Genomic DNA, 14,383 nt, shown 5'->3' with positions numbered 1-14,383 from the left:
CCATGACCGATTCTTTCTCGACCCCGGAGCCGACGCGCCGCGCCAGCCTGCAGTGGATGTTCGGGCTCTCCCTGGGCACGGTGGTCGCACCGCTGGCCGGCTGCGGCGGCAGCGCCTCCGGCGCCACGGCGGACACGCTGCCCGAGCCCGCCGCGCTGACGTCGTCCGGCGGCCAGCTCAGCCTGGACCTGTTCGCCCGCTACGGTGCGCAGCCGCTGCGCATCGCGGGATCGCAGCCGCCGGCCTATCCGGGCGTGGCCCGCACGGTGCAGACCGCGCTGCGCAGCTTCAACGGCCAGTACATGGCGCCCACGCTGCACCTGCAGCCCGGCGACACGCTGCGCATTCGGCTGGTGAACGAACTGCCGGCCAACGTGAAGGGCCAGTCCTCGCTGGACTACCTCAACCACCAGAACAGCACCAACCTGCATTTCCACGGCCTGCACGTCGATCCGCGGGAGATCCGCCCCGGCGTGTTCGGCGACTACGTGGTGGACATGGCCGAGGCCAGCGTGCTGCCGGGGGCCAGCCGCCAGCACGAGGTGGCCATCCCGGCCGACCACACCAACGGCATCTATTGGTACCACCCCCATCTGCACGGGTCGTCCAACGTGCAGGTCTCCAGCGGCATGTTCGGCGCCATCCTCATCCACGACCCCAAGGACACCTTCATCGACACGCCGGACATCCGCGAGCGCGCGATCCACGTGCACAAGGTCAACCTGACCGACGACGGCAAAACCGAATCCTTCTACGACTCCATCCGCACCGCGTCGTCGGGTTTTTTGCTCAACGGCGCCTACCAGCCCACCATCGTGATGCGGCCGGGCGAGGTGCAGCAGTGGCACTTCGTCAACACGGCTTCGTTCTACCCGTTCAACCCCGTGCTGGACGGCCACACGCTCTGGGCGTATGCCAAGGACGGCAACGTGTTCAACCGCCGTTTCAAGCCCATCAACGCGGCCACCTCGGACCAATTCGACAACGCCCACTGGCCCGGCAACGCGCTGTACCCCGGCAACCGCCATTCGATCGTGGTGAAGGCCAGCGACGTGCCCGGCACGTACTACCTGCGTTCGGTCAAGGCGCCGTCGAGCGAGGCGCAGGACGAGATCGTCGCGCGCATCGTGGTGGAGGGCACGCCGCTGTCCACCCCGCTGCCCCAGCCCGCGCGCCTGCCGCGCTATGCCGAGCACCTGCCCATCACCGATGAGGAACTGGCGGCCCATGGCGGCAAGCAGCGCAGCCTGGTGCTGGCCGTGCTGTCCAAGACGAGCGAGCGCCTGGCCCAGCCCATTCCGGCGGGGGAGGGCTGGTTCATCCCGCTGTCGGACGGCGTCGACGGCTTCACCGACACCGTGTTCTCGTCCGGCGATGCCTCGCCGCAGGCCCGGCTGTCGCCGTTCCAGTCGTCGCTCACGGCCACGCAGACGGTGGCGCTGGGCGCGGTGGAGGAATGGACCATCCAGAACCTCAACCGCTACCCGCACCCGTTCCACATCCACGTCAACGACAGCTATGTGGTCCGGGTCAACGGCGAGCCGGTCGATCCGTACTGGGCCGACACGCTGCCGGTGCCGCCGATGGGCAGCATCACCTTCCGCATGCGTTTCACCGACTTCCACGGCCAGTTCGTGTGGCACTGCCATGCGCTCGACCACGAAGACCTGGGAATGATGCAACTGGTGCACGTGGTGGCGTGACAGGCGACGAACACGAGCTAGCGAACACGGGCGAAAGCAGACGCGGAGCCACAGGAACCAAGAGAGAGAGGGGAGAGAAGAAGAGCGCGGCGAGGGGCCCGGTGCGGTGCGCCGGGCCCCGGCGTCGTGCGCGGGATGGGGCCTGATGGGGCGGCAATGGCTGGTGTCCCGGTGGGGCACGGGACGCGTGTGGGACCAGTGTGCCGCTGAATGGGCGTAAGCTTGTCGAGTCGATCGTCGCCCCGCCATTGCCCGTGGCCCATCGCTGTCATGAATCTGCCCGCCTCCCCCCACGCCGCCTCTTCGGCCACCGCCTCTTCGCCCGCCTGCGCCGCCTGCCGCGATGGCCAGGCGCTGGACTTCGAGTTCACCATGGCGTTCCAGCCCATCGTCGATCTGCGCGACCGCAGCGTCTACGCCTACGAGGCGCTGGTGCGGGGGCTGGACGGCAGCTCGGCCCAGAGCATCCTGGATCGGGTGACCGAGCAGAACCTCTACGCCTTCGACCAGGCCTGCCGCGTGAAGGCCGTGGAGCTGGCCGCGGCACTGGGCATGCCCTGCCGGCTGAGCATCAACTTCCTGCCCAACGCCGTGTACCAGCCGGAGGCCTGCATCCGCGCCACGCTGCAGGCCGCGCAGCGCTGCGGCTTTCCCACCGAGCGCATCATCTTCGAGATCGCCGAGCGGGAGAACCTGCTGGACAAGGCGCACCTGCAGGGCATCCTGCACGCGTACCGCCGCCACGGCTTCCTGAGCGCGATCGACGATTTCGGCGCGGGCTACGCGGGCCTGAGCCTGCTGGCCGACTTCCAGCCCGATCTGCTGAAGATCGACATGGCCCTGGTGCGCGGCGTCGACCGCCATCCGGTCCGGCAAGCCATCGTGCGCAGCATCGTGGGCCTGTGCGATGACCTGGGCGTGCAGGCCCTGGCCGAAGGCGTCGAAACCGATGCCGAACTGCACACCTTGCGCGGCCTGGGCATCCACCTGTTCCAGGGCTACCTGTTGGCCCGGCCTGCGCTGCAGGCCCTGCCGCCCGTACGCTGGCCGCAGGACGCCGCCGCCTGACGCTGCGCCGCCAGGCCGCCGCGGGGGTTTACACGGCGCGCCGGCTGGAAGATGCTCGGCCTTCGTTCAACCCCTGACCTTCGCCGCATGTCCCTCGATCCCGCCGTCCTCCAGGCCTTCGCACCCACCGGGGTGCTGCGCGCTTCCATCAACCTGGGCAACCCCATTTTGGCCAAGGCCGGTGCTCCGGGGGCGGACCCGTCCGGTGTGTCCGTCGATCTGGCGCGGGCCCTGGCCGAGCGCCTGGGTGTGCCCATCGCCTTCGACGTGTTCGATGCGGCCGGCCGATCGGTCGAGGCCGTCACGCAGGAGCAGGCCGATGTGGGCTTCTTCGCCGTGGACCCGCTGCGCGGCGCCGGCATCGCGTTCACCGCGCCGTACGTGCTCATCGAAGGCTGCTACCTGGTGCGGGACGATTCGCCGCTGCGCGACAACGAGGCCGTGGACCGGCCCGGGCACCGGGTGGTGGTCGGCAAGGGCAGCGCCTACGACCTCTACCTGAGCCGCGAGATGAAGGCCGCCACCCTGGTGCGCGCCCCCACGTCGCCCGCCGTCGTGGAAACCTTCCTGGCCGAAGGCGCCGACGTGGCTGCGGGCGTCAAGCAGCAGTTGCAGGCCGATGCGCAGCGCCTGGGCGGCGGCCTGCGCCTGCTGCCGGGCCGCTTCATGGTCATCCAGCAGGCCATGGGGCTGCCCAAGGGCCGGGGCGCGGCCGCGGCGGGCGTGCTCCATGCCTTCGTGGAGGAGGCCAAGGCCCGCGGCTTCGTGCAGGCGGCGCTGGAGCGGCACGGCATCCAGGGCGCCTCCGTGGCGCCGGCCCAGGCCCCGGCGTGAGGCGCGGATTCGGTTGCTATTATTTTAATAGCGATATGCCCTAGTGTCGATTGTGCTGGGGCCTGTTTTGATACCAAGCCTGCTTCGCAGGGCCCCGCCGGGGTGCTGGCCGGTGCGGGGCGCGGGGCCGCGCATAAGATCGCATCGGCACCGAACGGGCCGCGGCATGCTGCGGCGGCCCGCGCTGCCACCCGACCATTCCAAAGGAGACAACCCATGAAAAAAACGTTCCGCCTGCTGGCCGCCGCATTCGCCCTGGTGGGGGTGGCATCGACGGCGTCGGCCGAGGTGTACCCCAAGGAGGCGCTGCTGAAAGCCAACAAGGAGGGCGCCGGCGGCGGCAAGGGCACGCTGGCCGGCGAATACGCCTTCACCCGCGACAAGGCGCTCAAGGACCAGGCCATCAAGGAGATCAGCTGGCTCACGCTGCAGCCGGGCGACTCCATCGGCTACCACAAGCACACCAGCAACGAGGACACCTACGTGATCGTCTCGGGCCGCGGCACCTTCAAGGACAAGGACGGCGTGGACGTGGTCGTGAAGCCGGGCGACGTGACCATCGTGCGCAAGGGCGAATCGCACGGGCTGACCAACACCGGCACCGAGCCGCTGGTGTTCCTGGACGTGATCGCCGAGCAGTAGGCGCTGGCGCAGCGGCCGGCCCCGGGCCGCAACGCCAAAGAGCACCCGCCGGGTGCTCTTTTTTTTGGGGGGCAGGGCGGGCGCTCAGTCCCCCATCACCACGCCTTCGCGGCGCGGGTCGGCGCCGCCCAGCCACATCGGCTGCCCGTGCACCTCGGCGCGGGTGATGGCCTGCAGGCCGCTGGTCATGTTCATCTCGCACACCTCGGCGCCGCGGGCACGCAGCGCCTCCACCGTGGCCGGCGGGAAGCGTTTTTCCTCCAGCATCGTCGGGCCATTGAGCGAGCCGAAATTGGGCAGGTTGATGGCCTGCTGCGGCATCAGCCCCCAGTTGAAGATGCCGTAGAGCGTCTTGGCCGTGTAGTGGATGATGAGCGCGCCGCCCGGGCTGCCGCCGCTCATCACCACCTGGCCGGTCTGCTTGTCGAACACCAGCGTGGGTGCCATCGACGAGCGCGGGCGCTTGCCGGGCTCCACGCGGTTGGCGATGGGCTGGCCCTGCGCGTCCTTGGGCGCGAAGCTGAAATCGGTCAGCTCGTTGTTCAGCAGGAAGCCCTTGACCATCTGGCGCGAGCCGAACTGGTCTTCGATGGTGGTCGTCATCGCCACCGCGTTGCCGAAGGCATCGACGACGCTGATGTGGCTGGTGCCGTGCTCGATCTGGTCGGGCATGGGCGCATGGCTGGTTTGGACCGCGCCGGGGTTGCCGGGCTGCGCCACCTTCATGCTCTGCGGGCCGATCAGCTTGGCGCGCTGGGCGAGGTAGGCGGGGGCGAGCAGGGTGCTCCAGCTGCCGCCCGGCGGCTGCACGAAGTCGGGGTCGGCCACGTAGAGGCCGCGGTCGGCGAAGGCCAGGCGCGAGGCCTCGTTGTACAGGTAGAGCCAGTCGGCGCTGGGCAGCCAGTCGCCCGCGCCCTTGGGGCCTTCCTGCAGCGCCATCGTGGTGGCGTCGGTGTTCTTCAGGATGCCCAGGATCTGCCCCACGGCGATCGCGCCCGAGCTGGGCGGCGGAAAGCCGCACAGGCGAAAGTCCTTGGAGGCCACCTGGTAGTCCGTGCACAGCGCCTCGCGCTTCTTGGGCTGGTAGCCGGCCAGGTCGGCCAGCGCCAGGCGCCCGGGGTTGGTCGGGTGGCCCTGCACCTTGGCGACGATGGCCTGCGCCACCTCGCCCTCCAGCAGCGCCTTGGAGCCGTTGTTCGCGATGCCTTTCAGCACGGCGGCCAGCTCGGGGTTCTTGAGGACATGGCCCACGGGCCAGGGCTGGCCCGCCGCGTCGAAGAAATAGGCGCGCGCGGCCGGGTCCTGGGCCAGGTACTTTTCGTTGGCCAGCAGCGTGTTCAGGCGCGGGCTCACCTTGAAGCCGTTCTCGGCCAACTGGATGGCCGGCTGGAACAGCGATGCCCACGGCAGCTTGCCGTGCTCCTTGTGCGCCAGCTCCAGCATGCGCACCGCGCCGGGCGTACCCACCGAGCGGCCGCCCACCACGCCGTCGTAGAAGGGTACGGGCTTGCCGTCGGGTCCGAGAAAGAGGTTCTCGGTGGCGGCGGCCGGCGCCGTCTCGCGGCCGTCGTAGGCCTCGACCCGGCTGCCCGCCGAGTGCAGCAGGAAGGCGCCGCCGCCGATGCCGCTCGACTGCGGCTCGACCAGCGACAGCACCATCTGCACCGCGATGGCGGCATCGATCGCCGAGCCGCCGGCCTTGAGCACCTGGTAGCCCGCATCGGTGGCCAGCGGGTTGGCGGCCGCCACGGCGAACTTCTGCGTCGCCCAGCCGGGCTTCTCGGTGTAGCCGGACGCGCCTTCGGGCTGGTCGGGCAGGGTGTAGTTCAGGCGGGGGCTGGTGCCGCAGGCCGCGAGCAGGGCGGTGGCAGCGAGGGCGGCCAGCCGGGCGGCGGGCAGGTGCTTTTGGATCATGGAGTCTCCCTGTGTGGTGGGCGCCATGGTAATGCGGGGTGCAGGCCTGGCCTGCGGGTGTTACACCCCGCTACCGAACCGGCGCGCGTGGGTGGCCCCTGCGTTGGGAGTCTTTGGTCTTTTTGGCCTCCAGCGCAATCAATACTAGGGCATTTCGCTATCTATTTTGTAGCAAATCAAAGGTCGCGCACGGGCCCGGGGCGACCGTCTTCCACCACGAAGCGGGCCAGGGTGGAGGCGCCGCTGTCGGCCCGCAGCGGGTCGTTCACGGTGCGCAGCGTGGTGGTCCAGCGCCGGGGCGTGACCTCGGCCAGCCCCCAGCCGCGCAAGTCGCAGCGCGCCAGCAGCACGTGCGGGTTGTGGCGGGCGATGGCGTCCACCTTGTCCTGCGTGGTGCCCGAGCGCGAGCTGATCGAGGTGCCGCAGAACTCGCTGGCCAGCACGCGGGCCATGGGAGCCAACGGGGACTCGGCCGGCGCGGCCCCGTCGGCCGGCGCCATCACGTTGCAGACGTAGTTCTGGTGGATGTCGCCCCCCAGCAGCACCGTGTTGCGCAGCGCATGCCGGGCCACCGATTGCAGCAGCCGCTGGCGTGCGGCCGGGTAGCCGTCCCAGCTGTCGGTCGATTGCACGCCCGAGGGGTAGTGGCGCGGCGAGAACAGCGTCTGCTGCGCGATCACGCTCCAGCGGGTGCCGTCGCCGATGGCGTTTCCCACGCCGCCGCCGCGCGCATCGGCGGCCAGGCCGGCATCCAGCCAGCGCTCCTGCGCCGCGCCCAGGAAGCTGCGCCCGGGCGCCTGCAGCTCGGCGCAGTCGCCGGGCCGCACGGCGCCCGCGCCGCTGCTGCCTTCCGCGCGGCAGGCCTGGCGGTCGCGGAACTGGCGCGCATCCAGCAGGTGGATGGTCGCCATCCGCCCCCAGGGCAGCGCGCGGTACACCTGCAGCGCGCCGAACCCGCTGGCCGCCAGGCTCGCGGCGCGCAGCGGCGTGTGTTCGTAGAAGGCCTGCCATGCCGCCGTGCGCATCGCCAGGAAGTCGGCGGCGTCGCCGCGGCCGTGGGTGCCGGCGTAGTCGTTCTGCACCTCGTGGTCGTCCCAGGTCGTGGCCCAGGGGCACAGCGCGTGGGCCGCCTGCAGCGACGGATCGCTCTTGTGCAGCGCGTAGCGGTCGCGGTAGTCGGCCAGCGTGTGCGCCAGGCGCAGGCCGTGCACGCGCGCCAGCCCGGCCGGGTCTTTGGGGCTGGCGTATTCGTAGATGTAGTCGCCCAGGAACAGCACCAGGTCGGGCGACTGGCGGCAAACGTCGGCCCAGGCCGCGTAGTGGCCGTGCTCCCACCGCTGGCACGACGCGAAGGCGATGCGCAGGCCCGGCGCCACATCCGCGGCGGCCGGCGCGGTGCGCGTGCGGCCGGTGGCGCTGACGGCGTCGCCCTGCAGAAAGCGGTAGTGGTACCAGCGCCCCGGGGCCAGCCCCTGCAGCTCGACATGCACGCTGTGCGCGAAGTCCGGCAGGGCGGTGGCCGTGCCGCGCTGCACGATGCGGCGAAACGCGTCGTCGTGCGCCACCTCCCACCGCACGGCGATCGGGCGGTTCCACGCGCCGGGTTCGGCGGGCACGAGACGCGTCCACAGCACCATCCCATCGGGCGAGGGGTCGCCGCTGGCCACGCCCAGCGTGAACGGGTCGTGCCGCAGCGCTGCGGTGCCTGCCCCGGCCCAGCGGGGCCAGGCGGCCACGCCTGCGGCCCAGGCGGCCCGTTGCAGCAGTGCCCGGCGCGAGAGCAGGGGTGTTTGCGTCATGGGAAGGTTGGCAGTGCGCGAGCGGAAACGGTCAGGCCGGGCGCTCGGAAAAGGCCGCCCGGGAGGGGCTCAGGCAGCCATCACCCGGTTCTTGCCCGCGCGCTTGGCCAGGTACATGCCCTGGTCGGCCCGGCGGATGGCTTCCGTGCTGCCCTCCTGCTCGGCCATCTGCGCCACGCCGGCGCTGAAGGTGATGAGCACCTTCTCGCGGTCCTTCAGGAAGTAGCGCGTGGTCAGCTCGCGCTGCAGCCGCTTCATGGCTTCCACGCCCTGGTCCAGGTCGGTGTCGGGCAGCACCAGCACGAATTCCTCGCCGCCGTAGCGCGCCAGCATGTCCTGCGGGCGCATCACCTCGCGCGTGACGCCGGCCAGGTGCACCAGCGCCTCGTCGCCGGCCGTGTGGCCCAGGCGGTCGTTGATGAGCTTGAAGTTGTCCACGTCCAGCAGGGCCACGCACAGGGGCGAGCCGTTGCGCGTGGCGCGGGCGATCTCGCGCTCCATCACCTCGTCCAGGCCCTTGCGGTTGAGCGAGCCGGTGAGCGGGTCGTGCCGGGCCTGGGCGCTGGCGCGGTCCAGCTCTTCCTGCAGCTTGGCGATCTCGGCATGGCGCGCATCGGAGCGCGCGCGCAGGTCCTGCAGCTCGTCGCGCGCCACCCGGCTGTCCAGGGCCATGGCGCGCGTGGCGCTCATCACCTCTTCGAGCAGCGGGGTGATCTCCTGCAGGCTGTTGGCCTGGCCGATGCGCTCGGCGCAGTGCTCCATCTTGTCGTGGTAGGTGCTGCTGGAGGCGGTGATCTGCACCAGCCGCTCGATGAAGGTGGCCAGCAGCTCCTTCATCTGTTCCTGCGCCTGCACGGTGCGCTCCTTGGCCTCCGTCTGCTTGAAGATCACGTCCTTCAGGCGCCGCTGCACCTCGTCCAGCCGGCGCAGCGTGAGCGGCGGCGTGGAGGCGGCCATCAGCGCCTCGACCTGGCCCTGCAGCCAGCGGTCGTCCTGGCTCAGCACGGCGATGTTCTCGAACAGCATGTGCAGCAGTTCGAGCAGGCTGGCGCGGATGGCGGCCTGGTCCTCGGTGGCGAACGAGAGCCGGTAGCTGAAGTTGTTCAGCATCAGGCCGAAGGTCGAGACCGGGGGCGAGGGCTGGCGCAGGAAGTTGGTCAGCTGCGCGGCCAGTTCATGCACGCGGGCATCGTCCTCGCCCAGCGCGGGCAGGGTGTTGTCGATCAGGCGGGCGAGCTGCTCGGTCAGTTCCTCGGGCAGGTGCGTGGCGGCCGAGGGTTCCGCCGCCGCGGCGGCCGGTGCGGCCACGCTGGCCAGGCCGAGGTTGGCGTAGCCCACCAGCACGCTCTGCAACTGGGCCCAGTCGGTGTTGTCGATGGCGGATTCGAACAGGCCCAGCAGGCGTTTTTGCGCCGGGGTCTGCCCGGGCAGCACTCGCAGGATGTGGCGCAGGGGGCCTTCCGGAAAGGCGGTGGGGCTGGGATTGCCGGCGATCTCGTCGTAGAGCGCCTGGTAGTTGTCGGGCGTGGGCGCCAAACGGCGCGCGGCCAGCTGCTTGAGGGTTTCTCGCGCGATTTCTGAAGGGGGGCGGTCGGCCATCTGGCGTGCACGGAAAGGCAAAGATGCGCGAGTGTGACAGACGGCGCACCGCTTGAACAGGCGCCCGCAGGGCATCCGTGCAACGCCGGTCCCGCGCACCACCGGCCCGGGTGAAGGGCCCGGCGGGCGCGGGCCGGCGCTCGCGTCAGTTCACCATGACCAGCTTGCCCATCACCCCGCGCGATCCCATGTGGGCATAGGCCGCGGGCAATTGCGCCATCGGCATGGTGCGGTCGATCACGGGCTTGATGGCGCCCTCGCCGTACCAGGCGGCCAGCTCGGCCATCATGGCGGCGTTGGCCTGCCGCTCGCGCTTGGAGAACTCGCCCCAGAACACGCCGACGATCGAGGCGCCCTTGAGCAGCGCCAGATTCAGCGGCAGCGCCGGGATGGGGCCGGAGGCGAAGCCCACCACCAGGTAGCGCCCGCGCCAGGCGATCGAGCGGAAGGCGGGCTCGGTGAAGTCGCCGCCCACCGGGTCGTAGATTACGTCCGGGCCCTTGCCGTCGGTCAGCGACTTGATTGCCTCGCGCAGGTTTTCCTCGGTGTAGTTGATGACGGCGTCGGCGCCCACGGACAGGCACAGCTTGCATTTTTCCTCGGTGGAGGCGGCTGCGATCACCCGGGCGCCCATTTTCTTGGCGATCTGGATGGCGGCCGTGCCCACGCCGCCAGCAGCACCCAGCACCAGCACCGTCTCGCCGGCCTTGAGCTGCCCCCGGTCCACCAGCGCATGGTGCGAGGTGGCGTAGATCATGATGAACGCTGCTGCATCCACGTGCGAAAAACCCTCGGGCAGCGGCATGCACAGCGCCGCGGGCGCCACCGCGTGGGTGCCGAAGCCGCCCGTGCCGGTGAGGCAGGCCACGCTCTGCCCGGGGCGCAGGTGCGTGACGCCTTCGCCCACGGCCTCCACCACGCCGGCGTATTCCGACCCCGGCACGAAGGGCAGGGGGGGCTTCATCTGGTACTTGTTCTGCACGATGAGCAGGTCGGGAAAGTTCAGGCTGGCGGCCTTGATCGCGATCAGCACCTCGCCCGCCTTCGGCGTGGGCGTGGGCAGTTCGGTCCAGGCCAGGGCGTCGACGCCCGTCGGGTTGGTGCAAAGCCAAGCATGCATGGGAGGTCTCCTGTCGGTGTGGCCGCATGATAGGCGCGGGGACCGGCGTGGCGAGTCCCTGGAGCGACGGCGGCCGGCGGCAGGGGCGGGCAGTCGGGAGCAGGCCCGGCCGCGCCGTGTCGGACGCGGCCTACAATCGCTCGCACCCTGCTTCCTGCCACCCATGAAGATCCTCATTTCCAACGACGACGGCTACCAGGCACCCGGCATCGTGGCCCTGCACGATGCGCTCAAGACCATCGCGGACGTCGAGGTGGTGGCGCCGGAACACAACAACAGCGCCAAGTCCAATGCGCTCACGCTGCATTCGCCGCTGTACGTGCACCAGGCGGCCAACGGCTTCCGGTACGTGAACGGCACCCCGGCGGACTGCGTGCACATCGCGCTCACCGGCCTGCTCGGCTACCGGCCCGATCTGGTCGTCTCGGGCATCAACAACGGCGCCAACATGGGCGACGACACCATCTACTCCGGCACCGTGGGCGCCGCGATGGAGGGCTACCTCTTCGGCATTCCGGCCATCGCGTTCTCGCAGGTGGACAAGGGCTGGGGCGAGATCGAATCCGCCGCCCGCAAGGCGCGCGAGATCGTCGAGCAGATGCAGGCGCAGAGCCTGGTGGGCGAGGCGCCCTGGCTCCTCAACGTGAACATTCCCAACCTGCCGTTCGATGCACTGCGGCCCCTGCGGCTGTGCCGCCTGGGCCGCCGCCATGCGGCCGAGCGCGTCATCGAGCAGCAGAGCCCGCGCGGGGAGGTCATGTACTGGATCGGCGGCGCGGGCGCGGCCAAGGACGACGCCGAGGGCACGGACTTCCATGCCACGGCCCAGGGCCATGTGGCCATCACCCCTTTGAAGGTGGACCTGACCGACCACGAAGGCCTGGGCTACTGGACGCAGACCGCGGCGCGCCTGGTGCCCGACGCGCCCGCCGCTACCACGCCGGCCCCCGCCCGATGACCCAGCGCCGCCCCGGCTTTCCGGCCCGCATCGACCCGCCGCCGGGCGCTGCGCCCCGGCCGCCATCGCAGCCCGCGCCGCGCCGCGATGCCCCGCCCATGCCGCAGGGCGTGGGGCTCGATTCGGCCGCCGTGCGCGCGCGCATGGTGCAGCGCCTGGCGGCCTCGGGCATCGCATCGCCAGCCGTGCTGCAGGCCATGGGCTCGGTGGAGCGGCACCGCTTCGTGGACACCGCCCTCGTCAACCAGGCCTACGAAGACACCAGCCTCCCGATCGGGCTGGGCCAGACCATCTCCAAGCCGAGCATCGTCGCCCGCATGACGGAGCTGCTGCTGGGCGCGGAGGGCGCGCGTGCCGCCGGGCTGGGGCGCGTGCTGGAGATCGGCACCGGCTGTGGCTACCAGGCCGCAGTGCTGGGGCGCGTGGCCCGCGAGGTGTACACCATCGAACGTTTGCGCGCGTTGCACGAGAAGGCGCGCGACAACCTGCGTCCCTGGCGCCTCGCGAACGTGCACCTCATCTTCGGCGACGGCACGGTGGGCTATGCGAAAGGCGCGCCGTATGCGGCCATCATCGCCGCGGCAGGCGGCGAGACCCTCCCTCAGGCGTGGATCGACCAGCTGGCCGTGGGTGGCCGCCTCGTGGCGCCCATGGTGGGCGCCGGCGGCCACCAGGTGTTGCTGGTCATCGACAAAACGGCGCACGGATTGAAACAGAACGTTTTGGAGGCCGTTCATTTTGTCCCCCTAAAATCGGGGATTGCCTGAAGGGATTGCTTATGTTGGTTACGCGTGGTCTTGTTGGTTGGGGTTCGGTAGCGCTCGCAGCCTTGGTGCTGACGGGTTGCGGTACCCGCGTCAACAGGGCACCGGTGGAAGATCGTGGCACGTCCGCTTCCACATCCGCCTCCCAGCCCGGCATGGTGGTCGCTCCCGCGGCCAAGCCCCTGCCCGGTGCTGAAAACGCCGGCAAACCCGGCTACTACACGGTCAAGCCAGGAGATACCCTGATTCGCATCGGCCTGGAAAACGGCCAAAGCTGGAAGGACATCGCCCGCTGGAACAACCTGGACAACGCCAACCTCATCGAGGTTGGCCAGGTGCTCCGCGTGGCCGCGCCTTCGGCCACGCCAGCGCCCTCGGTGGCCAGTGATACCGGCGTGGTCACCCGCCCGGTCACCTCGTCCGCGATCGCCCCGGCCACCCCCGCCAGCGGTGCCAAGCCCGGCGCATCGGCCCCCGCCGTGGCCGCCGCCCCCGCTCCTGCGCCCAGCCCCGCGCCTGCGGCAACCGGCGGCGAAGACGACATGGCGTTCATCTGGCCATCGTCGGGTTCGCTGGTGGCGGGTTTCGACGAGGCCCGCAACAAGGGTTATGACATCGGCGGCAAGGCGGGCGACCCCGTGCTCGCCTCCGCGGATGGACGGGTCGTCTATGCCGGCGCCGGCCTGCGTGGCTACGGCAACCTCGTGATCCTCAAGCACAACAACACCTACCTGACGGCCTACGCCCACAACCAGACCCTGCTGGTGAAGGAAGACCAGACGGTGCGCCGCGGCCAGAAGATCGCCGAAATGGGCAGCTCCGACACCGACCGGGTGAAGCTGCACTTCGAGATCCGCCGCCAGGGCAAGCCGGTCGATCCGTCCCGCTACCTGCCGGCGCGTTGAGCACGCTGCCGTCCGGCCCCGGCCTGCTCCCCGAGGGGGAGGCCGGCACCGAAGACCTGGAAGAGGGCGGCGAAGCCTCGCAGGAGATTCGCCAGTTCGCCATCGGCGAGTCGCAGCACGGCGAGCGCCTGGACCGGGCGCTGGCCGATCAGGTGCCCGAGTTTTCGCGCAGCTATCTGCAGCAATTGCTGGCCCAGGGGGGCGTTCTGCTCAACGGGCAGGCCGCGGCCAAGCCTGCGGCCCGCGTCAAGGCGGGCGATGTGGTGGCGGTGGAACTGCGGCCCACCCAGCAGAGCCAGGCCTTCCGGCCGGAGTCCATGCCCATCGACGTGGTGTTCGAGGATGCGCACCTGCTGGTGATCCACAAGCCTGCGGGGCTCGTCGTTCACCCCGCGCCCGGCAACTGGAGCGGGACCTTGCTCAACGGCCTGCTGGCCCGCGATCCCAAGGCGCTGCTGGTGCCCCGGGCGGGCATCGTCCACCGGCTCGACAAGGACACGAGCGGGTTGATGGTCGTGGCGCGCGAGCGGGGCGTCATGGATGCGCTGGTGCGCATGATCGCCGCCCGCGAAGTGAGCCGGCAGTACCTCGCCATCGGCCACCGCCCCTGGAGCGGGCCGGAGCAGCGCGTGGTCGAGGGAAGCATCGGCCGTGACCCGCGCAACCGCCTGCGCATGGCCGTGGTGGACCTGGCCACGCAGTCGGGCAAGCCCGCGCGCACGGACATTGCCCTGCTCGACAGCGTCGATCCGGTCTGCTTCGTGCGCTGCACGCTGCACACCGGGCGCACGCACCAGATCCGGGTGCACATGGCCTCGCTTCGCCATCCCCTGGTGGGCGATGCCTTGTACGGCGGGGAAGCGGCGGGGGGGCTCTCCCGGCAGGCGCTGCACGCGTACCGGTTGGCCTTCGCCCATCCCATGACGGGTGAGCCGATGGAGTTCCATGCGCCTCTGCCGCCGGACATGGAAAACGCCCTGGATTTTTGGGGCCTGCGCTACAATCGCGCCTAGCGGCTGTACCAGCCGACTCGCCCGCATGGACACACTGCAGGGCTGGGAACAGCACCAAGGTCTT

The 14,383-nt window shown here is 70.3% G+C and carries 12 protein-coding genes; 8 read left to right on the top strand and 4 right to left on the bottom strand.

Annotated features, from left to right (window positions below; all coding sequences use genetic code 11):
* Positions 1-2 precede the first annotated feature (2 nt).
* The 4 genes from AVAK2825_RS21625 (at position 3) to AVAK2825_RS21610 (ending at position 4,247) form a co-directional block, all read left to right on the top strand.
* A complete protein-coding gene (locus AVAK2825_RS21625; protein ID WP_284402512.1) occupies positions 3-1,703 on the top strand; it encodes a multicopper oxidase family protein in 1,701 nt (566 codons plus the stop codon).
* 270 nt (positions 1,704-1,973) lie between these two features.
* The gene (locus tag AVAK2825_RS21620) at positions 1,974-2,771 is read left to right on the top strand and encodes an EAL domain-containing protein (RefSeq protein WP_284402511.1); all 798 of its coding nucleotides are present in this window, start codon (positions 1,974-1,976) and stop codon (positions 2,769-2,771) included.
* Between the two features lie 87 nt (positions 2,772-2,858).
* Complete coding sequence (locus tag AVAK2825_RS21615; RefSeq protein WP_284402510.1) at positions 2,859-3,605, top strand: transporter substrate-binding domain-containing protein; 747 nt, start codon at positions 2,859-2,861, stop codon at positions 3,603-3,605.
* A 216-nt stretch (positions 3,606-3,821) separates the two neighbouring features.
* Positions 3,822-4,247, top strand: a complete 426-nt coding sequence (locus AVAK2825_RS21610) for a cupin domain-containing protein (protein WP_284402509.1) — start codon at positions 3,822-3,824, stop codon at positions 4,245-4,247.
* Between the two features lie 84 nt (positions 4,248-4,331).
* On the opposite strand, the gene AVAK2825_RS21605 is transcribed toward AVAK2825_RS21610, so the two are convergent.
* From AVAK2825_RS21605 to AVAK2825_RS21590, 4 genes are all read right to left on the bottom strand, one after another.
* Positions 4,332-6,161: a gamma-glutamyltransferase family protein gene (locus AVAK2825_RS21605; protein WP_284402508.1), complete on the bottom strand. Its 1,830-nt coding sequence runs from the start codon at positions 6,159-6,161 to the stop codon at positions 4,332-4,334.
* A 176-nt stretch (positions 6,162-6,337) separates the two neighbouring features.
* A complete protein-coding gene (locus AVAK2825_RS21600; protein ID WP_284402507.1) occupies positions 6,338-7,960 on the bottom strand; it encodes an alkaline phosphatase D family protein in 1,623 nt (540 codons plus the stop codon).
* 69 nt (positions 7,961-8,029) lie between these two features.
* Positions 8,030-9,559 carry a GGDEF domain-containing protein gene (locus tag AVAK2825_RS21595; RefSeq protein WP_272568206.1) on the bottom strand — a complete coding sequence of 510 codons (1,530 nt, stop codon included), beginning with the start codon at positions 9,557-9,559 and terminating at the stop codon, positions 8,030-8,032.
* Positions 9,560-9,704: 145 nt separating this feature from the next.
* Positions 9,705-10,679 (bottom strand): NADPH:quinone oxidoreductase family protein, encoded by a 975-nt coding sequence (locus AVAK2825_RS21590; RefSeq protein WP_272568207.1) that lies wholly within the window; start codon positions 10,677-10,679, stop codon positions 9,705-9,707.
* Between the two features lie 163 nt (positions 10,680-10,842).
* On the opposite strand from AVAK2825_RS21590, the gene surE reads away from it, so the two are divergent.
* Genes surE through AVAK2825_RS21570 form a run of 4 tightly spaced genes read left to right on the top strand, consistent with a single transcriptional unit; the run spans position 10,843 to position 14,319 of the window.
* The gene (gene surE / locus AVAK2825_RS21585) at positions 10,843-11,637 is read left to right on the top strand and encodes a 5'/3'-nucleotidase SurE (RefSeq protein ID WP_284402506.1); all 795 of its coding nucleotides are present in this window, start codon (positions 10,843-10,845) and stop codon (positions 11,635-11,637) included.
* Positions 11,634-12,404 (top strand): protein-L-isoaspartate(D-aspartate) O-methyltransferase, encoded by a 771-nt coding sequence (locus AVAK2825_RS21580; RefSeq protein WP_272568210.1) that lies wholly within the window; start codon positions 11,634-11,636, stop codon positions 12,402-12,404. The genes surE and AVAK2825_RS21580 overlap by 4 nt, the downstream gene beginning before the upstream one ends.
* An 11-nt stretch (positions 12,405-12,415) precedes the next feature.
* Positions 12,416-13,306, top strand: coding sequence for a peptidoglycan DD-metalloendopeptidase family protein (locus AVAK2825_RS21575; protein WP_272568212.1), 891 nt, complete (start codon positions 12,416-12,418; stop codon positions 13,304-13,306).
* Complete coding sequence (locus AVAK2825_RS21570) at positions 13,303-14,319, top strand: RluA family pseudouridine synthase (protein ID WP_284402505.1); 1,017 nt, start codon at positions 13,303-13,305, stop codon at positions 14,317-14,319. Before AVAK2825_RS21575 ends, AVAK2825_RS21570 begins: the two co-directional genes overlap by 4 nt.
* Positions 14,320-14,383 lie beyond the last annotated feature (64 nt).

Origin of the sequence: Acidovorax sp. SUPP2825 (assembly GCF_030158995.1) — a bacterium.
Taxonomy (GTDB): domain Bacteria; phylum Pseudomonadota; class Gammaproteobacteria; order Burkholderiales; family Burkholderiaceae_C; genus Paracidovorax.
This window is presented reverse-complemented; position numbering and strand designations above follow the sequence as displayed.

Coding starts and splice junctions, on each gene's coding strand:
- AVAK2825_RS21625 (WP_284402512.1), top strand. CDS start 3: ATGACCGATTCTTTCTCGACCCCGGAGCCGACGCGCCGCGCCAGCCTG.
- AVAK2825_RS21620 (WP_284402511.1), top strand. CDS start 1,974: ATGAATCTGCCCGCCTCCCCCCACGCCGCCTCTTCGGCCACCGCCTCT.
- AVAK2825_RS21615 (WP_284402510.1), top strand. CDS start 2,859: ATGTCCCTCGATCCCGCCGTCCTCCAGGCCTTCGCACCCACCGGGGTG.
- AVAK2825_RS21610 (WP_284402509.1), top strand. CDS start 3,822: ATGAAAAAAACGTTCCGCCTGCTGGCCGCCGCATTCGCCCTGGTGGGG.
- AVAK2825_RS21605 (WP_284402508.1), bottom strand. CDS start 6,161: ATGATCCAAAAGCACCTGCCCGCCGCCCGGCTGGCCGCCCTCGCTGCC.
- AVAK2825_RS21600 (WP_284402507.1), bottom strand. CDS start 7,960: ATGACGCAAACACCCCTGCTCTCGCGCCGGGCACTGCTGCAACGGGCC.
- AVAK2825_RS21595 (WP_272568206.1), bottom strand. CDS start 9,559: ATGGCCGACCGCCCCCCTTCAGAAATCGCGCGAGAAACCCTCAAGCAG.
- AVAK2825_RS21590 (WP_272568207.1), bottom strand. CDS start 10,679: ATGCATGCTTGGCTTTGCACCAACCCGACGGGCGTCGACGCCCTGGCC.
- surE (WP_284402506.1), top strand. CDS start 10,843: ATGAAGATCCTCATTTCCAACGACGACGGCTACCAGGCACCCGGCATC.
- AVAK2825_RS21580 (WP_272568210.1), top strand. CDS start 11,634: ATGACCCAGCGCCGCCCCGGCTTTCCGGCCCGCATCGACCCGCCGCCG.
- AVAK2825_RS21575 (WP_272568212.1), top strand. CDS start 12,416: ATGTTGGTTACGCGTGGTCTTGTTGGTTGGGGTTCGGTAGCGCTCGCA.